General features: G+C 70.9%; 26 protein-coding genes. 14 read left to right on the top strand and 12 right to left on the bottom strand.

What is annotated here, in order from left to right:
* Positions 1-102: 102 nt before the first annotated feature.
* The 5 genes from KOI47_RS20365 to hsaB all read left to right on the top strand — a co-directional run bounded on the left by KOI47_RS20365 (position 103) and on the right by hsaB (position 5,357).
* Positions 103-1,719, top strand: coding sequence for an FAD-binding protein (locus tag KOI47_RS20365; protein ID WP_216205864.1), 1,617 nt, complete (start codon positions 103-105; stop codon positions 1,717-1,719).
* A gap of 127 nt (positions 1,720-1,846) precedes the next feature.
* A complete protein-coding gene (gene hsaA, locus KOI47_RS20360; RefSeq protein ID WP_216217426.1) occupies positions 1,847-3,025 on the top strand; it encodes a 3-hydroxy-9,10-secoandrosta-1,3,5(10)-triene-9,17-dione monooxygenase oxygenase subunit in 1,179 nt (392 codons plus the stop codon).
* Between the two features lie 8 nt (positions 3,026-3,033).
* Positions 3,034-3,879 carry a 4,5:9,10-diseco-3-hydroxy-5,9,17-trioxoandrosta-1(10),2-diene-4-oate hydrolase gene (gene hsaD / locus KOI47_RS20355; protein WP_216205844.1) on the top strand — a complete coding sequence of 282 codons (846 nt, stop codon included), beginning with the start codon at positions 3,034-3,036 and terminating at the stop codon, positions 3,877-3,879.
* A 6-nt stretch (positions 3,880-3,885) separates the two neighbouring features.
* A complete protein-coding gene (hsaC, locus tag KOI47_RS20350) occupies positions 3,886-4,791 on the top strand; it encodes an iron-dependent extradiol dioxygenase HsaC (protein WP_216205841.1) in 906 nt (301 codons plus the stop codon).
* The gene (gene hsaB / locus KOI47_RS20345) at positions 4,788-5,357 is read left to right on the top strand and encodes a 3-hydroxy-9,10-secoandrosta-1,3,5(10)-triene-9,17-dione monooxygenase reductase subunit (RefSeq protein WP_216205838.1); all 570 of its coding nucleotides are present in this window, start codon (positions 4,788-4,790) and stop codon (positions 5,355-5,357) included. Before hsaC ends, hsaB begins: the two co-directional genes overlap by 4 nt.
* Here the strand turns inward: hsaB and KOI47_RS20340 are convergent.
* Positions 5,354-6,058 (bottom strand): DUF4386 family protein, encoded by a 705-nt coding sequence (locus tag KOI47_RS20340; RefSeq protein WP_216205835.1) that lies wholly within the window; start codon positions 6,056-6,058, stop codon positions 5,354-5,356. The two genes, hsaB and KOI47_RS20340, sit on opposite strands and share 4 nt — an antisense overlap.
* A gap of 633 nt (positions 6,059-6,691) precedes the next feature.
* Between KOI47_RS20340 and KOI47_RS20335 the strand changes: the two genes are divergently transcribed.
* Complete coding sequence (locus KOI47_RS20335) at positions 6,692-7,210, top strand: lytic polysaccharide monooxygenase auxiliary activity family 9 protein (RefSeq protein ID WP_216205832.1); 519 nt, start codon at positions 6,692-6,694, stop codon at positions 7,208-7,210.
* A 103-nt stretch (positions 7,211-7,313) separates the two neighbouring features.
* On the opposite strand, the gene KOI47_RS20330 is transcribed toward KOI47_RS20335, so the two are convergent.
* From KOI47_RS20330 to KOI47_RS20310, 5 genes are read right to left on the bottom strand one after another with little or no spacing between them, the layout of a single operon-like run.
* A complete protein-coding gene (locus KOI47_RS20330; protein ID WP_216205829.1) occupies positions 7,314-8,318 on the bottom strand; it encodes an acyl-CoA dehydrogenase family protein in 1,005 nt (334 codons plus the stop codon).
* A complete protein-coding gene (locus KOI47_RS20325) occupies positions 8,315-9,283 on the bottom strand; it encodes an acyl-CoA dehydrogenase family protein (RefSeq protein ID WP_216205826.1) in 969 nt (322 codons plus the stop codon). The genes KOI47_RS20330 and KOI47_RS20325 overlap by 4 nt, the downstream gene beginning before the upstream one ends.
* Complete coding sequence (locus KOI47_RS20320; protein WP_216205823.1) at positions 9,280-10,425, bottom strand: acyl-CoA dehydrogenase family protein; 1,146 nt, start codon at positions 10,423-10,425, stop codon at positions 9,280-9,282. The genes KOI47_RS20325 and KOI47_RS20320 overlap by 4 nt, the downstream gene beginning before the upstream one ends.
* Before the next feature lies 1 nt (position 10,426).
* Positions 10,427-11,266, bottom strand: coding sequence for an enoyl-CoA hydratase (locus KOI47_RS20315; RefSeq protein ID WP_216205820.1), 840 nt, complete (start codon positions 11,264-11,266; stop codon positions 10,427-10,429).
* On the bottom strand, positions 11,263-12,804 hold the full coding sequence (locus KOI47_RS20310) for a FadD3 family acyl-CoA ligase (protein ID WP_216205815.1): 1,542 nt from the start codon (positions 12,802-12,804) through the stop codon (positions 11,263-11,265). Before KOI47_RS20310 ends, KOI47_RS20315 begins: the two co-directional genes overlap by 4 nt.
* Positions 12,805-12,880: 76 nt before the next feature.
* Between KOI47_RS20310 and KOI47_RS20305 the strand changes: the two genes are divergently transcribed.
* Genes KOI47_RS20305 through KOI47_RS20290 form a run of 4 tightly spaced genes read left to right on the top strand, consistent with a single transcriptional unit; the run spans position 12,881 to position 16,603 of the window.
* Positions 12,881-14,032, top strand: a complete 1,152-nt coding sequence (locus tag KOI47_RS20305; protein ID WP_216205812.1) for an acyl-CoA dehydrogenase family protein — start codon at positions 12,881-12,883, stop codon at positions 14,030-14,032.
* A complete protein-coding gene (locus KOI47_RS20300; RefSeq protein WP_216205808.1) occupies positions 14,029-14,805 on the top strand; it encodes an SDR family oxidoreductase in 777 nt (258 codons plus the stop codon). The genes KOI47_RS20305 and KOI47_RS20300 overlap by 4 nt, the downstream gene beginning before the upstream one ends.
* 7 nt (positions 14,806-14,812) lie before the next feature.
* Positions 14,813-15,442 carry a TetR/AcrR family transcriptional regulator gene (locus tag KOI47_RS20295; protein ID WP_216205805.1) on the top strand — a complete coding sequence of 210 codons (630 nt, stop codon included), beginning with the start codon at positions 14,813-14,815 and terminating at the stop codon, positions 15,440-15,442.
* Positions 15,443-15,451: 9 nt separating this feature from the next.
* Positions 15,452-16,603 carry an acetyl-CoA C-acetyltransferase gene (locus tag KOI47_RS20290; RefSeq protein WP_216205802.1) on the top strand — a complete coding sequence of 384 codons (1,152 nt, stop codon included), beginning with the start codon at positions 15,452-15,454 and terminating at the stop codon, positions 16,601-16,603.
* Between the two features lie 15 nt (positions 16,604-16,618).
* On the opposite strand, the gene KOI47_RS20285 is transcribed toward KOI47_RS20290, so the two are convergent.
* Complete coding sequence (locus KOI47_RS20285) at positions 16,619-17,809, bottom strand: DUF222 domain-containing protein (protein WP_216205800.1); 1,191 nt, start codon at positions 17,807-17,809, stop codon at positions 16,619-16,621.
* A 345-nt stretch (positions 17,810-18,154) separates the two neighbouring features.
* Between KOI47_RS20285 and KOI47_RS20280 the strand changes: the two genes are divergently transcribed.
* Positions 18,155-18,712, top strand: coding sequence for a sugar O-acetyltransferase (locus tag KOI47_RS20280; RefSeq protein WP_216205796.1), 558 nt, complete (start codon positions 18,155-18,157; stop codon positions 18,710-18,712).
* 3 nt (positions 18,713-18,715) lie between these two features.
* Here KOI47_RS20280 and KOI47_RS20275 read toward each other — a convergent pair whose 3' ends face one another.
* The 4 genes from KOI47_RS20275 to KOI47_RS20260 are packed head-to-tail and all read right to left on the bottom strand — an operon-like array spanning position 18,716 to position 22,129.
* A complete protein-coding gene (locus KOI47_RS20275) occupies positions 18,716-19,762 on the bottom strand; it encodes an NAD(P)H-dependent flavin oxidoreductase (RefSeq protein ID WP_216217425.1) in 1,047 nt (348 codons plus the stop codon).
* 5 nt (positions 19,763-19,767) lie between these two features.
* Positions 19,768-20,511, bottom strand: a complete 744-nt coding sequence (locus KOI47_RS20270) for a CoA-transferase subunit beta (protein ID WP_216205791.1) — start codon at positions 20,509-20,511, stop codon at positions 19,768-19,770.
* The gene (locus KOI47_RS20265; RefSeq protein ID WP_216205788.1) at positions 20,508-21,371 is read right to left on the bottom strand and encodes a CoA transferase subunit A; all 864 of its coding nucleotides are present in this window, start codon (positions 21,369-21,371) and stop codon (positions 20,508-20,510) included. The genes KOI47_RS20270 and KOI47_RS20265 overlap by 4 nt, the downstream gene beginning before the upstream one ends.
* Positions 21,371-22,129, bottom strand: a complete 759-nt coding sequence (locus tag KOI47_RS20260) for an enoyl-CoA hydratase family protein (RefSeq protein WP_216205785.1) — start codon at positions 22,127-22,129, stop codon at positions 21,371-21,373. Before KOI47_RS20260 ends, KOI47_RS20265 begins: the two co-directional genes overlap by 1 nt.
* A gap of 82 nt (positions 22,130-22,211) precedes the next feature.
* On the opposite strand from KOI47_RS20260, the gene KOI47_RS20255 reads away from it, so the two are divergent.
* From KOI47_RS20255 to KOI47_RS20245, 3 genes are read left to right on the top strand one after another with little or no spacing between them, the layout of a single operon-like run.
* A complete protein-coding gene (locus KOI47_RS20255) occupies positions 22,212-23,003 on the top strand; it encodes an SDR family oxidoreductase (protein WP_216205783.1) in 792 nt (263 codons plus the stop codon).
* A 5-nt stretch (positions 23,004-23,008) separates the two neighbouring features.
* Positions 23,009-23,905: an SDR family oxidoreductase gene (locus tag KOI47_RS20250; RefSeq protein WP_408629950.1), complete on the top strand. Its 897-nt coding sequence runs from the start codon at positions 23,009-23,011 to the stop codon at positions 23,903-23,905.
* Positions 23,906-23,948: 43 nt separating this feature from the next.
* Positions 23,949-24,446, top strand: a complete 498-nt coding sequence (locus KOI47_RS20245; protein WP_216205777.1) for a pyridoxamine 5'-phosphate oxidase family protein — start codon at positions 23,949-23,951, stop codon at positions 24,444-24,446.
* A gap of 7 nt (positions 24,447-24,453) precedes the next feature.
* On the opposite strand, the gene KOI47_RS20240 is transcribed toward KOI47_RS20245, so the two are convergent.
* A complete protein-coding gene (locus KOI47_RS20240; RefSeq protein WP_216205773.1) occupies positions 24,454-25,617 on the bottom strand; it encodes a steroid 3-ketoacyl-CoA thiolase in 1,164 nt (387 codons plus the stop codon).
* Positions 25,618-25,619 lie beyond the last annotated feature (2 nt).

Below are 25,619 nucleotides of genomic sequence, written 5' to 3'. Positions count from 1 at the left end.
TCCGAGCGATATTCTGAAACACGTTATAGCTTTATGGCAGCCAGGTGGCCGCCGTTGCCCTCACCATAGACGAGAACGTGTTTCAGTTCTAGGGTGATGCGCATGGCAGATCCCGCGGAAACGTACACCGATGTCCTGGTGATCGGGTTCGGCGCGGCCGGGGCCTGCGCGGCCATCGAGGCCGCCGAGGCGGGGGCCGAGGTCCTGGTGGTGGACCGGTTCGCAGGGGGAGGGGCGAGCGCCCTTTCCGGCGGTGTGGTGTACGCGGGCGGCGGCACCGAGCAGCAGCGCGCCGCCGGGGTGGCCGACTCGGAACAGGCGATGTACGACTACCTCCGGCTGGAGGCCGGGGACGTGGTGAGCGAACCGACCCTGCGTCGCTTCTGCTCCGGCAGCACCGCCATGATCACCTGGCTGGAGCGGCAGGGGGTGCCGTTCGAGGGCAGCCTGTGCCCGGACAAGACCTCGTATCCCAATGACGACTACTACCTGTACTACTCGGGCAGTGAGGCGGCGGGGGCATTTCGCCAGGTGGCGCCGCCCGCGCCGCGCGGGCACCGGGTGAAGGGGCGGGGTACCTCGGGCAAGCTGCTGTTCGCCCGCCTCGCGGCGGCGGCGCGGCGGCGTGGTGTCCGGGTGCTGCCCCAGTCGCGTGCCCGCGGGCTGCTGACCGGCCCGGACGGCACGGTCACCGGAGTGGTACTGGACAGCCTGCGGGACGCCCCGGCCTGGGTGCGGGCCGCGCATCGGCTGCTGGCACGGTACGCGGCCAAACCCGGTCTCTACGTGCCCGCGCTTGGCAGGCTGCTGAACCGCGGGGTGACCGCGCTGGAGCGGCGGTTCGCCCGGGAGTTGCGGGTCACGGCGCGCCGTGGGGTGGTGCTGGCGGCGGGCGGTTTCGTGGCCAACCGGGGGCTGATGCGCGAGCACGCGCCCGCCTACCGGGGCGGGCTCCCGCTGGGCACGGCGGGTGACGACGGCTCAGGGATCCGGCTCGGGGTCGAGGCGGGTGCGGCGACGGCCGCGCTGGACCGGATCTCGGCCTGGCGGTTCCTCACCCCGCCGAGCGCCTTCCTCGGTGGGATCCTGGTCGGTGCCGACGGCCGCAGGGTGATCGACGAGTCCCGCTACGGCGCCGCTATCGGCGAGGCGCTGATCAGCGGGCACGGCGGCCGGGGCTGGCTGCTCATCGACCGCGCGATCGTGCGCGAGGCCCGGCGCACCGCCCGCGCACAGAGCCAGTGGTTCCAGTGGCTGCAGGCGCTCTACCTGCTGGGCAGGGGCCGGGTCAGCGCGGACTCGGTCGAGGCCGTGGCGCGGCGCGCCGGGGTGGACCCTGAGGGGCTCGCCGCCTCGGTGCGGGCATACAACGCGGCCGCCGAGGGTGGGGGAGCGGACCCGGAAGGCAAACCGGCGGAGTTCAGCCGACCGTTGCGCACCCCGCCGTACTCGCTGGTGGACGTCTCGATCCGGCCGAACCTCGGCTACCCCTGCCCGATGCTGACCCTCGGCGGGCTGGTCGTGGACGAGGACACCGGGCAGGTCCGCGGGCGGGACGGCGCGCCGGTGCCAGGGCTCTACGCCGCGGGCCGGTCCGCGGTGGGAATATGTTCTCGCTCCTACGTCAGCGGGCTGTCGCTCGCGGACTGCGTGTTCTCCGGCCGCCGTGCCGGTTCGCATGCAGCCGTTCCCGCGGTCGACCGATCCATAGTGGACTGAAGATCGAGTCGGGGGCGAGCTGGGCCGACTCGACAAAAACGAGAACATGTTCTAGTCTTGGTTCCGGTGGCGCGGACGATGCCACCACGACCGCGAGGGATGGATGAGCAAAGGGATGGGGCAGGACATGGCCGCACCGGACGCCCGCGGGGTGCTCGCTGGAATCGAGGAGCTACTGCCCACGCTGCGCGAGCGGGCCCAGGACACGGAGGACGCGCGCCGGATTCCGGACGAGTCGATCAAGGCCCTGCAGGAGACCGGCTTCTTCAAGCTGCTGCAACCACGGCCCTTCGGCGGGTACGAGGCCGACCCGGTCAGCTTCTACACCGCCGTCAAACTGGTGGCGTCCGCCTGCGGCTCCACCGGCTGGGTGGCCTCGATCCTCGGCGTGCACCCGTGGCACCTCGCGCTGTTCGACCTGCGCGCGCAACAGGAGGTGTGGGGCGAGAACGAGGACACGCTGGTGTCCTCGTCCTACGCCCCGATGGGCAAGGCGCAGGTGGTCGAAGGTGGCTACCGGTTGTCCGGAAGGTGGAGCTTCTCCTCCGGCTGTGACCACGCCACCTGGGTGTTCCTTGGGGCTCCCGCCTTCGACGCCGAGGGCAAGCCGGTGGACTTCTGCACCTACCTGCTGCCGATCAGCGACTACACCATCGACGACGTGTGGGATACCGTCGGCCTGCGCGGCACCGGCAGCAACGACATCATCGTGGATGACGTGTTCGTCCCGCAGCACCGGGCGCTGAGCTTCGTCGCCACTTCCAAGTGCAAGACGCCCGGCCAGGAGGCGAACTCCGGGCCGCTGTACCAGCTGCCGTTCGGTTCGGTGCATCCGAGCACGATCACCGCGCCGATCATCGGCATGGCGCAGGGCGCCTACGAGGCGCATGTGGAGCATCAGGGCAAGCGGGTCCGGGCAGCCTACGCGGGCGAGAAGTCCAATGAGGACCCCTTCGCGAAGGTGCGGATCGCCGAGGCCGCCAGCGAGATCGACGCGGCCTGGCTGCAGCTCACGCACAACATCGGTGAGCTGTACGCGCACGCCGAGGCGGGGGAGAAGCTGCCGTTCTCCACCCGGCTGCGGGTGCGCAGGGACCAGGTGCGCGGCACCGAGCGGGCGATCGCGGCGATCGACCGGCTCTTCGAGAACTCCGGCGGCCGGGCGCTCAAGGTGGGCACCCCGATCCAGCGGTTCTGGCGGGACGCGCACGCAGGGCGGGTGCATGCCGCCAATGATCCGGAACGTGCCTACACGATGTTCGGTACCGGGGAGTTCGGCCTCCCGGTCCAGGATTCGATGGTCTAGGGGCACCGATGACCGAGGGCAAGTACGTCGAGATCGCCGGTGGCCTCCGGCTGCACTATCACGAGGCGGGCGCCGAACACGAGCAGACGGTGCTGTTGCTGCACGGCGGCGGGCCGGGAGCCTCGGCGTGGAGTAACTTCGCGCGCAACATCCCGGTGTTCGCCAAGTCCTTCCGCACCATCGCGGTGGACCAGCCGGGTTTCGGCCGCTCGGACAAGCCGACCGAGCACCCGCAGTACTTCCGGCACAGCGCGAACGCCGTGGTCGGCCTGCTGGACGCGCTGCGCATCGAGCGGGCGCATATCGTCGGCAACTCGCTGGGCGGCGGCGCGGCGGTGCGGCTGGCGCTGGACCATCCGGACCGGGCAGGCAGGCTGGTGCTGATGGGTCCTGGCGGGCTGAGTGTCAACGTGTTCTCACCCGATCCGACCGAGGGCATCAAGAACCTGGCCCGGTTCGCCGCGCCACCCGGGCCCAGCAAGGAGAAGCTGGAGGCCTTCCTGCGGGTGATGGTCTACGACCAGTCGCTGATCACCGAGGAGCTGGTGGCGGAGCGGTTCGCCGCGGCGAGCGCACCGGAGTCGCTGGCCGCGATGGCGGCGATGGGTGCGTCCTTCGCCGACCCCGATGGCTACGAGCTGGGCATGCTCTGGCGGGAGGCGCACCGGCTACGGCAGCGGGTGCTGCTGATCTGGGGCCGGGAGGACCGGGTCAACCCGCTGGACGGCGCGTTGCTGGCGCTGAAGACCATCCCGCGGGCCCAGCTGCACGTGTTCGGCCGCTGCGGGCACTGGGCCCAGCTGGAGAAGTTCGACGAGTTCAACCAACTGTCCATCGACTTCCTGACCAGGTGAAGGATTATGGGGATTCGCTCACTCGGCTACCTGCGGATCGAAGCCACGGATATGGCGAAGTGGCGGGAGTACGGGCTCAAGGTGCTCGGCATGGTCGAAGGCAAGGGCACCGACCCGGACGCGCTGTACCTGCGGATGGACGACTTCCCCGCCCGGCTGGTGATCTTCCCGGGGGAGACCGACCGGCTGGCGCAGGCGGGCTGGGAGACGGCCAACGCGGCGGAGCTGGATGAGGTGCGGCGGAACCTGCAGGCCGCGGGGGTGCCGTTCAAGGAGGGCACCGCCGAGCAGCTGGCCGACCGGCGGGTGTACGAGCTGATCACCTTCGAGGACCCCTCCGGCAACACCCTGGAGGTGTTCCACGGGGTCGCGCTGGAGCACCGGCGGGTGGTCAGCCCTTACGGGCACACCTTCGTCACTGGGGAGCAGGGGCTGGGCCACGTGGTGCTGTCCACCCACGATGACGAGGCGGCACTGGAGTTCTACCGGGACGTGCTCGGGTTCCGGCTGCGCGACTCGATGCGCCTTCCCCCGCAGCTGGTGGGCAGGCCCGCGGACGGCGAGCCTGCCTGGCTGCGGTTCTTCGGCTGCAACCCGCGGCACCACAGCCTGGCGTTCCTGCCGATGCCGACGCCGAGCGGGATCGTGCACCTGATGGTCGAGGTGGAGAACACCGACGACGTCGGGCTGTGCCTCGACCGCGCGCTGCGGCGGAAGGTGCCGATGTCGGCCACCCTCGGCAGGCATGTGAACGACCTGATGCTGTCCTTCTACATGAAGACCCCCGGTGGGTTCGATGTGGAGTTCGGCTGCGAGGGCAGGCAGGTGGACGACCAGAGCTGGATCGCGCGGGAGAGCACCGCGGTCAGCCTGTGGGGGCACGACTTCTCGGTCGGTGCGCGCGAGCAATGAGTACCCCGGCCGCCCCCGCCTTCGACTCCGCCCGGTTCCGGTCGGTACTCGGGCACTTCTGCACGGGCGTCACGGTGGTCACCGGCCTGGACGGGGACCAGCCGGTCGGGTTCGCCTGCCAGTCCTTCGCGGCGCTGTCCCTCGACCCGCCGCTGGTGCTGTTCTGCCCGGCCCGCACCTCGCGCAGCTGGCGGGCCATCGAGCGGGCGGGGCATTTCGCGGTGAACGTGCTGGCCGCGGGGCAGCGCGCGGTGAGCGGGGTGTTCGGCGCGCGGGGCGAGGACAAGTTCGCCGCCGTGGAGTGGAGCACGGTTCCTTCCGGCGCCCCGCTGCTGCACGGCGCGCTGACCTGGCTGGACTGCGAGCTGGATGCGGTGCACGAGGCCGGCGATCATTATGTGGTCATCGGCAGAGTGACCACGCTGGGCGAGATCCGGGACGAGCGGCCGCTGCTGTTCTATCGCGGCCGCTACACGGTCACCGAGCCGGACGGTGCCGGGGACGGCCAGCCGCGCGAGGACCTTGGCGGACTGCTCACCTGGCCGCGGCCGGACGACTGGTTCTAGCGGCGCGGGACCCGGGCGCGCAGCAGCGTGATCCCGACACCCACCACCCAGACCGTGGCCAGCCCGGTGCAGGGGAGCAGGACCTCGAACGACATTCCGGGCAGGCGCAGGAACAGCGCCGAGCCGCCGAGAAACCATCCGGCGGAACCGACGAGGCCCACCCAGGACAGCACCCGCGGGTACTGCCTGCCGCGCAGCATCGCCAGGGCGTACAGCGCCAGCGCCAGGCCGATGAGGGTCTGGGACAGGATGGAGGTGCCGCCGATCAGCGCCTCGATGACGCGGCTGTCCGCAAGGGCGGCGGCCGGTTCCCGCTCACCGGAGGACCACTGCGCGGCGAGCGCGCCGCCGCTGAACCCGTCGTGTGCGTAGTGCACCGCGAACACCGCGACCGCGACGAGAAGCACGGGTTCGGCCAGCCGGGCGAGCGTCCTGCCCGCAGGGTCCCGGAGGCTGCGACCGGCTGCCGTGAAGGCCATGCCCCAGCACAACATCCCGAGCATGCCGGCCAGGGCCGCGGCGAACCACGGTCGCGCATCGATGTGGGCGAGCACCCCAAGTGGGTCGCCGCGCGGGATGTCCATCCGTTGCTGGAGGAGGGTGCTCACGATCGTGAGTGCGGTGCCTGCCAGCGCCAGTATCCCGGCCGACCGCATGCCGAGGCGTTGTGCTGCGGCTTCCGGCGTCCGTGGCTCGGACATGGTGGTTGTCCCCCTTCTCGTAGACGTCCCTGTGGCCGCGGTCGCGGCACGCACCGGACAGGATTCCCAGCACGCAGGCCAGGTTGCATCCGGGACGCGCCCGGAGACCGAACCGGGGGAACCCCGACGCCGGTTCGGGGCACGCATGGGGGTTCGGCGGCTTTCCCGGTCCCATGGAATGTTCCCGTTCCGGGGGTGGAACAAGTTCACTCGTGTGAGTGAAAGGAAGCCGGATGCGGATTCGTGGAGTCACCATCTGCCGTGAAGGATTGGTCAGGAACTGTCCTCAAGGCGCCAAGAATGGTTTCCGTTGCAGTGGACGCATCGGAATGAGTGCGCCTGCTGCAATGCGCTACGGAAACCCGTTAACCCGTTCCGGTCTCGCGTTGTCGCCTCTTGACCACAATGGAAACGGCGTCGTATGGTCTGGACCACATTGGTAAGCATGACCGTGGAATGGGAGCCGGCTCGCCGCGGTACGCCGATGCCAATGTCGCCCTCATGGTGAAGGGCCGTTCCTGGCTCTTCGCCCTACCGTTCCCTCCTTGTAGTGGCCCCTGCTTTTCGAAGATCCCGGAATGCCGGATCTGTCGGAACGCCACTGGGAACGCCGTTCTCCGAAGAGGAGTCGACATGCATACGAAACGGAAGCTCGTTGCCGCTGCGGTGGGTGCGGGTATCGCTCCGCTCGCCCTCGTGGTCGTCCCGGCGGGAGTCGCCAACGCGCACGGGTACGTGTCCTCGCCGCCGAGCAGGCAGGCGCAATGTGCTCAGGGCACCGTGCCCTGTGGCCAGATCAAGTGGGAACCGCAGAGCGTCGAGGGCCCCAAGGGCCTGCGTAGCTGCAGCGGCGGCAACTCCCGGTTCGCCGAGCTGGACGACGACAGCAAGGGCTGGCGCGCGACCTCGGTCGGGAACACGGTGACCTTCAACTGGACGTTCACCGCGCGGCACCGCACGGCGAACTACGAGTACTTCCTGAACGGCCGCAAGATCGCCGAGGTCGACGGCCACAACCAGCAGCCGCCGCCCTCGGTCTCGCACACGGTGAACCTGGGCGGGGTGAGTGGCAGGCAGAAGGTGCTCGCGGTGTGGAACATCGGTGACACCGCCAACGCCTTCTACGCCTGCATCGACCTCCAGGTCCGCTGACCTCTGCTGTGAGTGGCCCTCCCACCCGTCTCCCACCGCCACCCAGACGGAGGCGCTGACGCGCCACTGTGTTCCCCTGCGAAAAATGCAGGGAACGGGCCACTCACAGCAGTTGGGGGAGGTACTCATGTGGTTGACCGAAGAGCTGGGCGGCGCCGTGTGCGCGTTTGAAGTAGCGGTGCGCCGGATGTTCCCAGGTGACACCGATTCCCCCGTGCAGCTGGATCATCTCGGCGGCCACCGTGGACAGGGCCTCGGAGCAGTGCACCTTGGCGGCCGCGGCCAGCCTGCCCCGGTCCGGCCCGGCTCCCTGCACCGCGCGGGCCGCGGAGTACGCCGTCTCGACCAGCACGTACAGATCGGCCATCCGATGCTTGAGCGCCTGGAAACCGCCGATCGGCCTGCCGAACTGCTGTCGCTGCTTGGTGTACTCCACGGTGATCTCCAGCGCGCGGGCCGCCGCACCCGCCTGCTCGGCGGCCAGCACCGCGCAGGCGGTCTCCCGCACCCGGCGCAGGCCCGCCCGGAAGTCCCCGCCGATTCGCAGGCCGGGAACACCCCGCAGCTCGACGGTGGCCAGGCGGCGGGCAGGGTCCATCGACTCCGACCGCCGCACCCCGGCCCGCGCAGGATCCACCTCGAACAGGCCGAGCTCACCATCCACCTCGGCCACCACCAGCAGTGCCTCGGCGAGGTCGGCGTCCAGCACGTACTCCGCCCGCCCGTCCAGCACGGACCCGGTGGAAACGGCGCAGCCGTGCTCCGGCGACCAGCGGCCGTGCTCGTCCGCCCAGGCCAGCGCGGTCACCCTGCCCTCGGCGATTCCGGGCAGCAGCCGGGCACAGGCTGCCTGGTCCCCGCACTCCAGCAGGGCCTGCGCGGCGAGCACAGGGGAACCCAGGAAGGGGCAGGGCACCAGCTCCCGCCCCAGCTCCTCGGCGACCACCTGCAGCTCGGCCAGCCCGGCGCCCAGCCCGCCGAACGACTCCGGGATCGCCAGCGCCGCCACCCCGACCTGCGCACACAGCAGCGGCCATACGTCCCGCTCGGCGGAGCGCCGCAGCACGGCACGCACCGTCTCGCCGAGCGCCTGCTGCTCCGGCGTCATGCGGCCGTCCCGGTGACGGCGTCCAGCACCCGGCGGCGGTGCAGGCCCTGCGTTCCCCAGGCCGCCACCAGCGCGCGCACCTTGGTCAGCCGCAGCCCGAGCTCGTGCTCCGCGGTGTAGCCGATCGCGCCATGCACCTGTAGCCCGGTACGGGCCGCGAGGGCGGCGGCCTCGCCCGCCGCCACCTTGGCCGCGGACACGTCCCGTGCCCGGCTCGGCGCACCGTCCCGGACCGCGATCGCGGCCGCGTGCAGCAGCGGCCTGGCCAGCTCCAGCCGGGTGACCACATCGGCCAGCAGGTGCTTGACCGCCTGATAGCGGCCGATCTCGCGGCCGTACTGCCTGCGCCGACACGCATAGTCCACCGCGGCGTCCAGCAGCCACTGGCCCGCGCCGAGCAGCTGGGCCGCGGTGGCCAGCACACCGGTGTCGAAGGCCAGGGGCGGGTCGACCGCGGTGCCGAGCACCTCGCCCTCGCGTACCTCGAACAGCCTGCGGCAGGGATCGACCGAGGTCAGCGGCCTGCCGGGGGTGAAAGCACGTAGCCGCGTACCGGCCACCGCGATCCGCGCCTCGGCCACATCCGCGTCCAGCGCGTACGGAACGTGCGGCGGCAGCGCGATCGAGGCGATCGTCTCGCCGGAGGCCACCCCGGCCAGCAGCTCGTCCTCCAGCAGCATCGGCAGCACGGCGGCGGTGTCCACCCACGGCCCAGGCACCGCGTGGTACCCGAGCCGCTCGAAGGCCACCACCAGGCCGACGGCGTCGGCACCGAGCCCGTCGAACCGCTCGGGCACCAGCAGCCCGGTGACCCCGATCCCGGCCAGACCGCGCCACACCCGCAGCCCGGGACCCTGCTCGCCAGCCGCCCAGCCTCGCGCCGCCGCCGCTGTGTCCACGTCGGAAAGGAAGTCACCGATGCTTGCCGCGAAGTCCTTGTGCTCGGTGGAAAGCGCGAACCTCATCGTTCACCCCTCGGCAGGCCGAGCAGCCGCTCGGCCACGGTGTTGCGCTGGATCTGGTCGGTGCCGCCGTAGATCGGCCCGGCCAGTGCGAACAGCCAGCCGTCCACCCAGCGGCGTTCGGCGCGTAGCTCCCCTTCGGGCCCGAGCAGGTCGAGCGCGGTCTCGTGCAACTCGAGGTCCAGCCGCGACCAGAACAGTTTGTTCACGCTGGACTCCGGCCCGAGGCTGCCGCCCTCGCGCAGCCGGGTCACCGTGCCGAAGGTGTAGAGCTGGTAGGCCCGCGCCCCGATCCAGGCGTCGGCAACGCGGCTGGCCAGCGCCGTGTCGGCAGGGTCACCGACCTCCCGCCACAGCCCGGTCAGCCGGTCCGCCGCCGCCAGGAACCGGCCGGGGCTGCGCAGGGACAGCCCGCGTTCGTTGTTCGCGGTGGTCATCGCGACCCGCCAGCCCTCGCCCGGCTCGCCGAGCACGTCCTCGTCCGGTACGAACACCTCGTCCAGGAAGATCTCCGCGAAGCCGGGCTCGCCGTCGAGCTGGGGGATCGGGCGCACCCGGACGCCCTCGGCCCGCAGGTCGAACATGAGGTAGGTCAGTCCCCGGTGCCGCTCGCTGTCAGGGTCACTGCGGAACAGCCCGAACGCCCGGTCCGCGAAGGTGGCGCGCGAGCTCCAGGTCTTCTGCCCGGAAAGCAGCCAGCCACCCTCGGTGCGGGTGGCGGTGCTGCGCAGCGCGGCGATATCGCTGCCTGCCTCCGGCTCCGACCAGGCCTGCGCCCATACCTGCTCGCCGCGCGCCATCGGGGGCAGGATCCGCAGCCGCTGCTCCTCGGTCCCGTGCGAGAACAGGGTTGGTGCGAGCATGAAGATGCCGTTCTGGCTCACCCGCCCCGGCGCGCCCGCGGCGTAGTACTCCTCCTCGAACAGCACCCACTCCAGCAGGCTCGCGCCCCGCCCGCCGAACTCCCTCGGCCAGGCCACCACCGACAGCCGCGCCTCGGCCAGCCTCGCCTCCCAGTCCCGGTGCTGCGCGAAGCCCTCGGCGGTGTCGAAGGAGGCCAGCGGCGTGCGCGGCACGTTCTCGGCCAGCCAGGAGCGCACCTCCTCGCGGAACCGGGTGGCCTGCTCGTCCAGCTCGAGGTCCATCTCAGCCCGCGTCCCGCATCGAGCGCGCGTCCTGCCCGCCGAGCGAGTCGCCGCCGGCCACCTCGGCATTGTGCGCGTGCGCGAAATGATGCAGCCCGAACACCGAGTCCATCCCGCTGCGCAGGCCCATCAGGTCCTCGGCCTGGTTGACCGCCTTCTTCGCCAGTGCCAGCCCGAACCGCGGCATCCCGGCGATCCGTGTGGCCAGATCGAGGGTCTCGGTCTCCAGCTCGGCGCGTGGCACCACCCTGGTGAGCATGCCCCATTCCTTGGCCTGCGCCGCGGTGAACCGTTCCCCGGTGAACAGCACCTCCTTGGCGGCGCGCGGGCCCAGCACCCAGGGATGCGCGAAGTACTCCACCCCGGGGATGCCCATCCGGACCACCGGATCGGCGAAGAAGGCGTCCTCGGAGGCCAGGATCAGGTCGCAGGCCCAGGCCAGCATCAGCCCGCCCGCGATGCAGGCGCCCTGCACGCTGGCGATGGTGGGTTTGGGAATCTCCCGCCAGCGGCGGCACATGCCGAGATAGACCTCGGACTCCCTTGCGAAGCGGGCGTCCCCGCCCTCGGCACCGACGTGGTCCCACCACAGCACGGCCTTGCGGTCGAAGGAGGTGTCCGCGTCCCGGCCGGGGCTGCCGATGTCGTGGCCCGCCGAGAAGTGCTTGCCCGCGCCGGCCAGCACGATCACCTTCACCTCGTCGTCAGCCACCGCGCGGGTGAAGGCGGCGTCCAGGGCGTAGGTCATCGCCGAGTTCTGCGCGTTGCGGTACTCGGGACGGTTCATCGTCACCAGCGCGGTCGCCCCGCGTCGTTCGTACCGCACCACCTCGTCGGTCATCGATTCTCCTGTTCGTCGCGAAGCAGCCGCTTGAGGACCTTGCCAGCGGCATTGCGGGGCAACCGTTCCCGGAGCTCGACCTGGCGGGGAACCTTGTAGTTGGCGAGGTTCTGCCTGCAATGCCGTTCGATGTCCGCGGTGGACAGTGTGTAGCCGGGGCTTGCGACAAGGTATGCCTTGCCGACCTCGCCCATCCTGGTGTCGGGCACACCGACCACCGCGGCCTCTGCCACCCCGGGCAGCCGGGTGAGCACCTGCTCGACCTCCGCGGGGTAGACGTTGAACCCGCCGCAGATGTAGACGTCCTTGATCCGGTCGGTGATGGTGAGGTAGCCGTGCTCGTCCAGGGTGCCCACGTCCCCGGTGTGCAGCCACCCCTCGCCGTCGATCGCCCCGGCGGTGGCCTCGGCGTCGTCGAGGTAGCCGAGCATCCGGTTCGGGCCGCGTAGCAGCACCTCGCCGGTGTCCTCGGCGATCCGCACCTCGAAGCCCGCGGCCGCGCGCCCACAGGTACGGGCGATGGTCGCGGAGTCGTCCTCGGGGCGGCACATCGTCGCCACCACGGCCTCGGTCAGGCCGTAGGCGGTGAGCACGGTGTCGAACCCGAGGTCGGTCCGCATCCGCTCGACCAGGGTCACCGGGACGGTGGCCGCGCCGGTGACGGCCAGCCGCAGGCTGGTGCGGTCGTACTCGCCGCAGGCTGGGGAGTCCAACAGGGTCTGGTAGATGGTCGGCGCACCGGGCAGCACGGTGATCCGTTCCCGCTCGATCGTGCGCAGGGTCCGCACGGCATCGAAGGTGACCTCTGGCAGCAGGGTCGCGCCACGCAGCAGCGCGGCCAGGATGCCCGCCTTGTAGCCGAAGCTGTGGAAGAAGGGGTTGAGCACCAGGTAGCGGTCGTCCGCGGTCAGCCCGCCGCATGCGGCCCAGGCCTCGGCGACGCCGAGCGACCGGCGGTGGCTGGTCATCGCCCCCTTGCTGCGTCCGGTGGTGCCCGAGGTGAACAGGATGTCGCTCACATCCTCGGGCCGCACCGCCTCCGCACGGGCGTCGGCCCCGCCCGGATCGGTCGCGTCCACCGCGTCCCAGTCGAGCACTCCCCGCTCGGCCGGTGCCGCACCCTCGACCGGGACGCGCAGGATCATGATCGGGCGGTCGAATCCGGCCGCGCGCAGCTCGGCCAGTCGGTCGGTGCCGAGGAACGGGCCTGCGACCACCAGCGCCGTGGCCGCACTGCGCTCGACGATGTCCAGCATCTCCGGTCCGGTGAACCGGGTGTTGATCGGCACCAGCGTGCCGCCCGCGTGCAGTGCGCCCAGCGCGGCGATCACCCAGTGGTGGGTGTTCGGCGAGCAGATCGCCACCCGGTCGCCCGGCCGGACGCCGTGCGCGGCGAACAGTGCGGCGCAGTGCCGTACCCGCTGGTACAGCTCGGGATAGGTCAGCCGGACCTGGCCGTCCACCAGCGCCTCCCGGCCGGGAAACAGCTCGGCGGCGCGGGCGAGTGCCGCCGGAATGGTGTCCGCTTCGACAACCATCACGCCTCCCTAGCAAGTGCTTGGTAGGGTAGCCTACGCGGGAACGCGGTACTTGAACAGAGCCGAGGAGGTCCCGGTGTCCGAGGATGACTTCCGCGAGCGGGTCCGGTCCTGGCTGGCCGAGAACCTCACCGGTGAGTTCGCCGGGCTGCGCGGCCTCGGTGGGCCCGGCCGCGAGCACGAGGCCTTCGCGGAGCGGATCGCCTGGGAGCGGCAGCTGGCCGCTGCGGGCTGGACCTGCCTCGGCTGGCCGGTCGAGCACGGTGGCCAGGGGGCGACGCTGCGCGAACAGGTCATCTTCCACGAGGAGTACGCCCGTTCCGGCGCGCCCGCGAAGGTCAGCCATCTCGGCCAGGAACTCCTCGGCCCGACCCTGATCGCCTACGGCACGCCGGAGCAACGGAGCCGGTTCCTGCCCGGAATCGCCGCGGTGCGTGAGCTGTGGTGCCAGGGATACTCCGAGCCGGGAGCCGGTTCGGACCTGGCCGCGGTGTCCACTACCGCCACCCTGGACGGGGACGAGTGGGTGTTGCACGGGCAGAAGGTGTGGACCTCGCTGGCCCAGGTCGCGGACTGGTGCTTCGTGCTGGCCCGCACGGAGCCTGGCTCGGCCCGGCATCGTGGGCTGTCCTATCTCCTGGTGCCGATGCGCCAGGATGGCGTGCGGGTCCGGCCGATCCGGCAGCTGACCGGCACCTCGGAGTTCAACGAGGTCTTCTTCGACGGCGCCCGCACCGAGCGCGGGCTGGTGGTCGGCGAGCCGGGCGATGGCTGGCGGGTCGCGATGGGCACGCTGGCCTTCGAGCGCGGGGTGGCCACTCTCGGCCAGCAGGTCGGCTTCCGCCGCGAGCTGCGGCAGCTGACCGAGCTGGCGCGCGCGAACGGCTCGATGGAGGACCCGGTGATCGCCGAGCGACTGGCCAGGGCGTGGGTCGGCCTCGAGGTGATGCGGGCGCATGCCGAGCGCACCCTCGGGGACTCCGCACCGGGGGTGGCCGAGGTGTCCAAGCTGGTCTGGGCGAACTGGCATCGCTCGCTGGGCGAGCTGGCCATGCTGGTCCGGGGCGCGCGCTCGCTGGTGGCTGACCCGGATTCCGGCGAACTGGACGAGTGGCAGCGGCTGTACCTTTTCAGCCGCGCCGACACCATTTACGGCGGTACCAACGAGATCCAGCGCAACATCATCGCCGAGCGGGTGCTCGGCCTGCCGAGGGAGGTACGCCCGTGATTCCGTTGCCCGGTTATCCCGAGGGCCGTGACCTGCTCCGGGACAAGGTGGTCGTGGTGACCGCGGCCGCGGGAACCGGTATCGGCTCGGCCGTGGCGCGGCGCAGCCTCGAGGAAGGCGCCAGCGTGGTGTTGAGCGACTGGCACGAGCGCAGGCTGGGTGAGCAGGCCGCCGAGCTGGGCCCGCTCGGCGAGGTGCACCCGATCGCCTGCGATGTCACCGCGGAGGACGAGGTGCAGGCGTTGGTCGAGGGCGCGGTGCGGCGGTTCGGCCGGATCGACGTGCTGATCAACAATGCCGGTCTCGGCGGTAGTAAGGCCATTGTGGACATGACGGACGAGGAGTGGTCGCGGGTACTGGACGTCACCCTGACCGGGACGTTCCGGATGACCAGGGCCGTGCTGCGCCGGATGATCGAGCAGGGCGGCGGGGGAGCGGTGGTGAACAACGCCTCGGTGATCGGCTGGCGCGCGCAGGCCGAGCAGGCGCACTACGCCGCCGCGAAGGCGGGGGTGATGGCGCTGACCCGCAGCGCGGCGGTGGAGGCGGCCCAGCACGGGATCCGGGTGAACGCGGTGTCACCGAGCCTGGCGATGCACCCTTTCCTGGCCAAGGTGACCAGCGAGGAGCTGCTCGCCGAGCTGACCGGACGGGAGGTGTCCGGGAGGGCGGCGCAGCCATGGGAAGTCGCGAATGTGATGGTATTCCTCGCCAGTGAGTACGCCTCGTACCTGACCGGTGAGGTGGTATCGGTGAGTAGCCAGCATGCGTGAGGGGCAGATGAGCACGAAGACATCCACACCCCGCCAGTCCGGGACGGGCCGCAGGGCCGAACTGCTCGCGCTGGCCGCGCGGCTGTTCGCCGAGCGTGGTTTCGTCTCGACCACGGTCCGCGATATCGCCGAGGCGGCCGGCATTCTTTCCGGCAGCCTCTACCACCACTTCGACTCGAAGGAGTCGATGGCCGACGAGATTCTGCGCGGTTTCCTGGACGAGCTGTTCGGCACTTACGCCGAGATCGTCGCCGCCGATCTGGGGCCGCGGAAGACCCTGGAGGCCGTGGTGGTCGCCTCGTTCGAGTCCATCCATGCCCATCCGGCCGAGGTGGCGATCTACCAGAACGAGGCCAAGCACCTGGTGCAGCTGGAGCGATTCGCCTATCTGGACGAGCGGAACCGGGAGTTCCGCGACCTGTGGAACGGGATCCTCGCCGAGGGGGTGCGGACCGGTGCTTTCCGGACGGATCTGGACATCGAGCTGGTGTACCGGTTCATCCGGGACACCGTGTGGGTGGCCGTGCGCTGGTACAACCCGGACGGCCCGCTGGCCGCCCACGACGTCGCGGAGCAGTACCTCGGGATCCTGCTCGACGGCATCGCCACCCGGCGCAGGCCGGTACGGAAGGGATAGGGAGGCGAGATGGCTGAGGCGTACATCGTGGACGCGCTGCGGACTCCGGTCGGCAAGCGTGGCGGCGGGTTGAGTGCGGTGCACAGCGCGGACCTGGCGGCGCATGTGATCGGGGAGCTGGTCCGGCGCACGGGTGTCGATCCCGCGCTGGTGGAGGATGTGATCCTCGGCTGTACCGACACGCTGGGTCCGCAGTCCGGCAACATCGCCCGCACCGCCTGGCTGGTCGCGGGCCTGCCGGACCAGGTGCCGGGGGTGACCGTGGACCGGCAGTGTGGCTCCAGCCAGCAGGCAGTGCATTTCGCCGCGCAGGCGGTGTTGTCCGGCACGATGGATCTGGTGCTGGCCGGCGGGGTGCAGAACATGAGCCAGATCCCGATCAGCGCCGCGATGCTGGCCGGCAAGGAGTATGGTTTCGAGGACCCGTTCTCCGGCTCGAAGGGTTGGCAGCAGCGCTATGGAGCGGCGGAGATCTCGCAGTTCCGGGCTGCGGAGCTGATCGCCGAGCACTGGGACATCTCCCGGGAGGCGATGGAGGAGTTCGCCTACCAGAGCCACCGCCGCGCGATCGCGGCCATTGACGCGGGCAGGTTCGAACGGGAGACGGTGCCCTTCGGCGACCTGGCGAAGGACGAGGGACCGCGCAGGGACACCACACTGGAGCGAATGGCCGGCCTGCCCCCGCTGGCCGAGGGTTCTCGGCTGACCGCGGCCGTGGCCAGCCAGATTTCTGACGGCGCCAGCGCCGCGCTGCTGGCCTCGGAGCGATTCGTCAGCGAGCATGGCCTGACCCCACGTGCGCGGGTGCACCACCTCTCGGTGCGGGCTGCCGACCCGGTGTGGATGCTGACCGGCCCGATCCCGGCGACCGCCCACGCCCTGCGCAAGACCGGGCTGAAGGTCGAGGACATCGACGTGTTCGAGGTCAACGAAGCCTTCGCCAGCGTGGTCCTGGCCTGGTTGGAGGAGACCGGCGCCGATCCGGAACGGGTCAACGTCAACGGCGGTGGCATCGCGCTCGGCCACCCCATCGGCGCCACCGGCACCAAGCTGTTCGCCACCCTGCTGCACGAACTGGAACGCCGCCAGGGACGTTACGGCCTGCAAACCATGTGCGAGGGCGGCGGCACCGCGAACGTGACGATCATCGAACGCCTCTGACGGCGACTGATCACTTCAGAAGGGTGGTTTGTCGTTGTCTGGGGTGAGGGGTTCGTGCAGGGGTTCGCGGGGGCTTTGGTGGATGTCTCCGTGGGGTGTGGTGATGGTGGGTATCCCGTCGATCACCTCGTATTTCCATCCCGGCAGGTCCTTCAGGTGGTGGTCGCGTTCGCAGTAGCCCACCAGCTCTTCTTCGTTGGTGCCCCCGCCCTGGGCCCAGTCGGTGGTGTGGTCGTTCTGGCACTGCTGCGAGGGCCGGTGGCACCCGATGCCCTGGCATTCCCGGTCTCGTACCCGCACGAACTCATCCAGTGCCGCCGGGGGCCGGTACCGCGTGCGTCCGAGGTCGGTGGGATGCCCGGTGGCCGGGTCGGTCAGCAACCGTCGCCACACACTGTCGGGGTGGGTGGCCAGCTCCCGCGCCAACGCCGCCGGGATGTGCCCGTGCCCGGCCACATATCCCGGCTGCTCGTCCAGCCCCAGCAGGGAGCTGGCGGCGAAGTACAGATACACCTCCGTGCGCGGCGCCCGGATCTCACCCTGCTCCCGCAGGGCGAGGTCGGCGAACACGTCCGCCCGTAGTTGTTCCAACGTGCGGCTGTCGCCTTCTTTCCGCATCCGTCGGGCGGCCCGGTCGCAGCGTGCGTAGATCGCCGTGGCGACCTCTGTCGGGAGGTCGGCCATGAGGCTGGACACCCCATCGTCTTGATGGATGAGTTCCAGGGATCGTTGTGCCCGCCGGGCCCGGGTGCGCCGCGCCGCTCCGTCGGGGTCGACCGCGAGTACCTGGTAGCGCACCGACCGCCGCAGGCTGGTGCGGTCTTTGCGTTCCAGTTTGTCGCCCATCCGCTGGTCGACCTCGCGGGCCTGGTGGTCGGTGAGGACCGCGGTGGGTTCCACCACCGCTTTCACCTTCTCCTGGTCAATCCGGCCCTCGCGGAACGCGGCGAGGGTGTTCGGTAGCCGGGTGAGGTGCTGTCCCAGTGCCAGGGCTTCTTCCACCCGGTGCCGGGTCCAGTAGAGGCGTCCGGCGATCTCGGTCACCAGCGAGACCCGTTCGTCCCCGTCGTGGGCGAGGTCGGCCACCAGCAGCACCCGCCGCGCTTCCAGCCGGGCGATGGCGCGTTCGTTGGCCTCCAAGGCGTCGAGTGTGGTGAGTGCGTCTTCTGGGGGATCCGTGTGCGGATCAGAACTGTGTCTGTCCATACCCATAATTGTATCGACGGGACCGACAAGAATTCCCCGCGTGAATGTGTACCCGCTGGTATTCACTCGAATGCGTGTTCGACACAGAATGCCTGTCGGGTCGGGCCCGGGGTGCTCGTTCCGTGGGGTGCTGGCGCTAGTAACCAGCCCTGCTAGTGGTGATGTGTGGAGCGCCAGTGCTCCGCGGCGCGCCGGAGGCGTGCTTGAAACCCAGCCACAGGCTCGTCACCGGCCAACACGGTTACCTGACCGGCAAACACAACGCGCGGGAACGGCCAACGCGTGCGCGGGAACGGCAAACACACGCGCGTGGGCGGCAAACACGATGCGGGCTAGGGTGGCGGGGTGGGTGAGCAGAAGGAGCGCATGTTGCGCGGCGAGCTGTACCAGGACGGCGACCCCGAACTCGTCGCCGAACGGCGGCGGGCGCAGGGGCTGGTGGACGAGTTCAACGCGACGGGGGCGGGTGAGTCGGAGCGGCGGGGGCGGATTCTGGGCAAGCTGCTGGGCCGGATCGGGACGGGATCGTGGATCATGCCGCGGTTCCAGTGCGACTACGGCTACCTGATCGAGATCGGGTCGAACAGCTTCCTCAACTATGACGCGATCCTGCTGGACTGCGCGCGGATCACGATCGGCGACGACGTGTCCATCGGGCCACGGGCCCAGTTGCTCACCGCGTTGCATCCGATGGAGGATCACGAGGCACGGCGAGCGCGCTGGGAGAACGCGGCGCCGATCACGATCGGCGACAACGTCTGGTTCGGCGGCGGAGTGATCGTCTGCCCCGGGGTCACCGTGGGGGAGAACACCGTGGTCGGGGCGGGCAGCGTGGTGACAAGGGATCTGCCACCAAAGGTGTTCGCCGCGGGCAACCCCTGCCGGGTCGTCCGCGAGCTCTGAGGCTCACCGGGCGCCGAGGGCGCGGATGATCCCGGCGGCGTCGTCCACCATGGTCTCGATCAGCTCCGACACGCTCGGCAGGTCGTCCAGCAGGCCGACCACCTGCCCGGAGGCGAGCACCCCCGCGGAGGTGTCCCCGCCGACCAGGCCGGCGCGCAGCAACATCGGGGTGTTCGCGGCCATCAGCACCTGTGCCCAGCTGCGCTCGGTGCCGCGTTTCATGGCCAGCCCCTCGGCCAGCATGGAACGCCAGGACAGGCCGGTCAGCCTGCGGAAACGTGCCGCGTTGCGCACGGAACGCGCCAGGCCGCCGACCCGGCCGGCACGTTCGAGCGAGTCCACCAGCCCGGTGCGCAGCACCCGGTGTGGCAGGCCATCGACCTTGCGGGTGACCACCGTGTCACCCAGCCCACGGTCCAGATAGGCCCGTTTCACCTCCTCGGGCACGGTACTTTCCTTGGTCAGCAGGAACCGGGTACCCATCGCGACACCCGCCGCGCCGTAGGCCAGCGCCGCGGCGAGGCCCCTGCCGTCGAAGAAGCCGCCCGCTGCGATCACCGGGATGTCCACCGCGTCCAGTACCGAGGGCAGCAGCAGCGTGGTCGCCACCCCGCCGGTGTGCCCGCCGCCCTCGCCACCCTGTACCAGCACCGCGTCCGCGCCCCACGCCGCGACCTTCTCCGCGTGCCGGGCCGCGCCGACCGAGGGGATGACCACGATCCCGGCCTCCTTGAGCCGGTCGATCAGCTCCCTGCGGGGTGCGAGGGCGAAGGAGGCGACCCGCACGTTCTCCCTGATCAGCAGGTCGACCCGGCGCGGCGCGTCCTCGGCGTCCGCGCGCAGGTTCACGCCGAACGGCTGCGCGGTACGGCCGCGGGTCTCGGCGATCGCCGTGGCCAGCTCCTGGTAGGAAATGGTGGCCGAAGCCAGGATGCCGAGCCCGCCCGCCTCCGCGGTGGCCGAGACCAGCCGCGGCCCGGCGACCCAGCCCATGCCGGTCTGCACCACGGGATGCCGGACCCCGGTCAGCTCGGTCAGCCGGGTCGGCAGCGTACTCACGACGGGACCTCCTTGTCCCGCAGCGAACCCGGATCGAGCACCTCGCGCAGCAGGCGCAGCTCCTCGGCGGTCGGCGATCTGCTCTCGCCGACGTCGGTGGTGTCCAGCTCGAAGCCGGTGTTCGACTCCACCTCGGCCACGGTGACTCCCGGATGCACCGAGACCAGCCGCATCCGATGCCCTGGACCGCCGAAGTCCAGCACGCCGAGGTTGGTCACCACCCGGTGCACATCGTGGTAGCGCAGCACCCCGGCTTCCCGCGCCCGGTCGTAGCCGACCCCGGACACCACGTCCACCCGCTCGGTGAACACCCGGGTGCCATGCCGGGGAACCCAGTAGCTGGTGCGGTGGTTGACCGTGTTGCCCGGCGCGCCCCGCACCCCCAGCAGTTGCCGTTTCGGCCTGGCGTGCTCGCCGATGGCGGAGATGTTCTGGTTGCCGTACCGGTCGATCTGGTTGGCGCCCATCACCACATGCCGTTTTCCGTGCGGAACCACGGTGTCCAGCATCCTGCGGAACGGCTGCCACCCCTCGACCACCGGATCGTCCACGCCCGGGGTCCCTGCGAGCAGCAACGCCTCGCCATCGGACAGCAGCAGGTCCGGTTCGAAGGTCAGCCGGGCCAGTTTGGCCCCGAGTGCGGGCAGCAGCCCCATCGGGCTGGCCACGATCTCGCCATCGCCGCGGAACAACTCGGCGCAGGCCACCGCGGCGACCTCGGCGCGGGTCGGTGCGTTCACGCTGCCTCCTCGGCGAACCTGGCGACCTCGGCCTGGTACCTCGCCTCGTCACAGGAGAGGAACCGGTCGACGAACCGCGGCCAGGCATCGGGGTCCTTCGCGGACGCGACGTAGTGCCGCTGGAATGCCTCGTCCCGGCCGTAGTCCGGGACGGCGGTGGTGAAATGCGCCCCGCGCGGGGATTCCACCACCCCGTGCACCGAGCCACGGTTCAGTAGCAGGCTCTGCACCGGGGCCGATGCGGTCAGCTCGGGTGTCTCGATGATCCGTTCCACCGAGACGTAGCAACGCCGGGCGGCGAGCGCGAACAGGTCGTCGAAGTACGGGTCCGGCCCGAGGTACTGCACATTGCCGCGCGCGTCCCCGCGGTTGAGGTGCAGTAGCGCGGCATCCAGCCGCAGCGCGGGAACCGCGAGCAGTTCCTCGCCATCGGCGTAGGGGGAGCGCACCGTGCGCAACTGCGGGTTCAGCCTCGGCACATCCGAGCCGAGACCCGCCCGGCTGGGCAGGAACGGCAGCCGTTGCGCGGCGGCCGAAAGCCCGGTGCCGAACACTCCCTCGTCGTACTCGGTCACCTCGATCTCGCCTGCCTCGCGGACCCGGTTGAACCACGGGTCGAAGGGGATCGAGTCCAGGGTGACGAACCCGAAGACCAGCCTGCGGATCCGGCCCGCCGAGGCCAGCAGGCCGACATCGGGCCCACCGTAGGACACCACGGTCAGGTCGGTGAGCGAGGAGCGCAGGATGGCGCGTACCAGGGCCATCGGCTTGCGGCGCGAACCCCAGCCGCCGATCCCGATGGTCATCCCGTCGGCGAGTTCGGCGACCACCTCGTCCGCGGTCATCCGCTTGTCCGGCATCAGCGTCCCCCTCCGTTGTCAAGGAACTCCTGCCGGGCCGCGTCGGAGACACCGGCCAGGTTGAGCTCGAAGGTGAATCCCTGCTCGAAGCGGTAGCTGCGATGCACCGGCTGCACGTCGATCCCGTTGATGGCCTGCTTCGCGGCCCGGATCACCGCGGTGTCCTTGGCCGCGATCCGCCGGGCGACCTCGAGCGCGGCCTGGTCCAGCTCGGCCCGCGGCACCACCGAGTACACCGAGCCATGGTGGTGCAGCTGATGCGCGTCGATGGTGCTGGCCGTGTAGTACAACGCCCGCATCAGGTGCTGCGGTACCAGCCGGGCGAGATGGGTCGCCGCGCCGAGCGCGCCACGGTCCACTTCGGGCAGTCCGAAACTGGCGTCCTCCGCGGCGACCACCACATCGGCGTTGCCGACGAGCCCGATCCCGCCGCCGAGGCAGAATCCGTGCACCGCGGCGATCACGGGCACGGCGCACTCGTAGACCGCGGAGAAGGCGGCGGCGCAGCCCTGGTTCGCGCCGATCAGCGCGTGGAACCCGTCGTCACGCTGGATCTCCTTGAGATCGACGCCCGCGTTGAACCCGCGCCCCTCGGCGCGCAGCAGCACGACGTGGCAACGGGGGTCGCGGCCCGCGGCGGTGACGGCATCGGCGAGGTCGAACCAGCCGCGCACGGTGAGTGCGTTCACCGGTGGCGCGTTCACGGTGACGGTGGTGATTCCGGGCTCGACCTGGTCGGTGGTGATCGGTGTCGGCATCTCGCCTCAACTTCCAAACCTAGCACTTGCTTGGTACGTTAGCAGGGTGTCCGGGTACAGGCCAGCGGTTGGAGGTTCGCCGGTGACACTGGAACTGCGGCTGGACGGCGCGGTCGTGCTGGTGACCGGCGGCGTGCGCGGCGTGGGTGCCGGAATCGCCAGGTCCTTTCTGCGCGCCGGGGCACGGGTGGTGGTCTGCGCGCGGAACCCGCCCACGGAGCCGGTGGCCGTGGACGGCGCGGAGGCCGAGTTCCTGCCCTGCGACGTACGGGAGCCCGAGCAGGTCGACATGTTGGTCGGGCAGCTCGCGGACCGGCACGGCAGGCTGGACGTGCTGGTGAACAACGCGGGCGGCGCACCGTTCGCGGACGCGGCCACGGCCTCGCCCCGGTTTCACCAGAAGGTGGTCGCGCTCAACCTGCTCGCCCCGCTCACCGTGGCGCAGCGGGCGAACTCCGTGATGCAGCAACAGGAATCCGGCGGCGCGATCGTGAACGTGAGCAGCGTAAGCGGCTGCCGGGCCTCGCCGGGCACCGCCTCCTACGGCGCGGCCAAGGCCGGGCTGGACAACCTGACCGCCAGCCTCGCCGTGGAGTGGGCCCCGAAGGTGCGGGTGAACGCGCTCGACGTCGGAATGGTGCGCACCGAGCAGGCGCATCTGCACTACGGCGACGAGGCCGGGGTGGCCGCGGTCGGTTCGGTGGTCCCGTTGCGGCGGCTGGCCGAACCGGAGGAGGTGGGCGCCTGTGCCGTGTTCCTCTCCTCGCCGCTGGCGTCCTATGTGAGTGGGGCCGCGCTGGCGGTGCACGGCGGGGGCGAGGTCCCCGCCTTCCTTTCCGCCAGTACGGCCGAGTCATCCGGGGAGAAATCGTGAACGGAATGGTTGCCGACCGGGTCGTGATCGTCACCGGTGCGGGCCGCGGGATCGGCCGCGCCCATGCTCTCGCCTTCGCCAGGGAGGGCGCGCGGGTGGTGGTCAACGACATCGGTACCGGTCTGGCGGGGGAGGGCGCATCCGGCGGCCCCGCGCAGCAGGTGGTGGCCGAGATCAGGGCCGAGGGCGGCACTGCGGTGGCCAATGCCGACGACGTGGCCGACTGGGCCGGGGCGGCGAACCTGGTGCACACCGCGCTCGAGGAGTTCGGCGGGCTGGACGTGCTGGTGAACAACGCGGGCTTCCTGCGCGACCGGATGCTGGTGAACCTCGGCGAGGACGAGTGGGACGCGGTGATCAGGGTCCACCTCAAGGGGCATTTCGCGCCGATGCGGCATGCCGCGCAGTACTGGCGCGCCGAGGCCAAGGCCGGGCGCACCCCGGTTGCCAGGGTGATCAACACCAGCTCCGGCGCCGGCCTGCTTGGCAGCATCGGGCAGGGCAACTACTCGGCGGCCAAGGCCGGGATCGCCGGGCTGACCGTGGTGGCGGCGGCCGAGTTCGCGCGCTATGGGGTCACGGTGAACGCGATCGCCCCGGCGGCGCGGACCCGGATGACCGAGCGGGCCTTCGCGGAGGACATGGCCGCGCCGGAGGACGGGTTCGACGCGATGGCACCGGAGAACGTCTCCCCGCTGGTGGTCTGGCTGGGCAGCGCCGAGTCCGCGGAGGTCACCGGCCGGGTGTTCGAAGTGGACGGTGGGAGGGTGTCGCTGGCTCAGGCCTGGCGGCACGGGCCCGCCGCGGACAAGGGTGCCCGCTGGGAGCCGGCCGAGCTCGGGCCGGTGGTGGCCGGGCTGCTCGCCGAGGCTGCGGAGCCGGAGCCGGTCTACGGTAGCTGAGGGCCGTCGCGATACTGTCGGTGCCCGGGGCGATACTGCTTGTATGACGACTTGGCAGCAGTTCGAAACGGAAGCGCCCATGCTGGCCGCCGCGGTCCAGGCGCGGCTGGAGGACTACAACCACCACGTGCTGGCCACCATGCGCCGGGACGGCTCACCGCGGCTCAGCGGCACCGAGGTCGAGTTCCGTGGCCGGGACCTGACCGTCGGGATGATGCTGGGCGCGGCGAAGGCGCGGGACCTGCGCCGCGACCCGCGCTACGCGCTGCACACCAATCCGGGTGACGCCTCGATGGAGGAGGGGGACGCGAAGCTGTCCGGGGTGGCGGCCGAGGTCACCGATCCGGCGGAGTTCGAGGCGCTGGTGGGGGACGAGTCGCCCGCGGGCTCCTTCGACCTGTTCCTGCTGCGGCTGAACCAGGTGGCGCTGACCGCGGTGCGTAACGACGTGCTGATCATCGAATCCTGGCGGCCCGGCAAGCCGAGGGTGCGCTACGAGCGGGTGAAGAACGGTCCCGCGGTCCGCATCGTGCTCCGCTGACACCGGGTCAGAGCCGCTCCAGCACGGTGCCGGTGGACAGCGCCCCGCCCGCGCACATCGTCACCAGCGCGCAGCTGCCGTCCCGGCGTTCCAGCTCGTGCAGGGCGGTGGTGAGCAGCCGGGTGCCGGTGCTGCCGACCGGGTGGCCGAGGGCGATCGCGCCGCCGTTCACGTTCACCCTGTCCTCGTCCGGCCGGTGGACCTGCTGCCAGGACAGCACCACCGCGGCGAAGGCCTCGTTCACCTCGAACAGGTCCGGGTCATCGATGGTCATCCCGGCCTGCCGCAGCACCCGTTCGGTGGCCTGCACCGGACCGTCCAGGTGGTAGTAGGGCTCCGCGCCGACCAGCGCCTGCGCCCGGATCCGGGCCCGGGGCCGCAGCCCGAGCCGCCGTGCCCGCTCGGCGTCCATCAGCAGCAGGGCCGAGGCGCCGTCGGAGATCTGCGAGGAGGTGCCCGCAGTATGCACCCCGCCCTCCAGCACCGGCGAGAGCCGGGCGAGCCCTTCCGCGGTCGTCTCCCGCAGTCCCTGGTCCTGCCGCACCAGCCGGGTCTCCCCGGTGGGGAACCCGTTCTCGTCCAGCATCGGGGCCTTCACCGGGACGACCTCCCGGTCGAACCGGCCCTCCGCCAAGGCCCGCGCCGCGGCCGCCTGGGAACGCACGCCGAAGGAGTCCACCTGTTGCCTGCTCAGCCCGCGGCGGACGGCGATCCGTTCCGCCGCGCCGTACTGGTTCGGCATGTCGATCGACCAGGACTCCGGCCGGGGTGACCCGGCCTCGCTGCCGCGGTTGGCGCCAAGCGGGACCCGGCTCATCGCCTCGACTCCGCAGGCGATGCCCACCTCGATCGCGCCCGCGGCGATCAGCCCGGCGACCAGGTGGGTGGCCTGCTGGGCTGAGCCGCACTGGGCGTCGATCGTGGTCGCACCGCATTCCTGGGGCAGCCCGGCGTGCAACCAGGCGGTGCGGGTGACGTTGCCCGCCTGCTCCCCGGCCTGGGTGACACTGCCGCCGATCACCTGCTCCACCAGCGCGGGCTCGATCCCGGCCCGCTCCAGTAGCGCCGACTGCGCGGTGCCGAGCAGCTCGGCGGCATGCAGCCCGGACAACCAGCCGCGCCGCTTGCCGATCGGGGTACGGACGGCTTCCACGATTACGGCATCGCCCACGG

The organism is Amycolatopsis aidingensis (assembly GCF_018885265.1).
Taxonomy (GTDB): Bacteria; Actinomycetota; Actinomycetes; order Mycobacteriales; family Pseudonocardiaceae; genus Amycolatopsis; species Amycolatopsis aidingensis.
The sequence above is the reverse complement of the archived record's forward strand: the minus strand, read 5'-3'. Positions and strand labels throughout refer to the sequence as shown.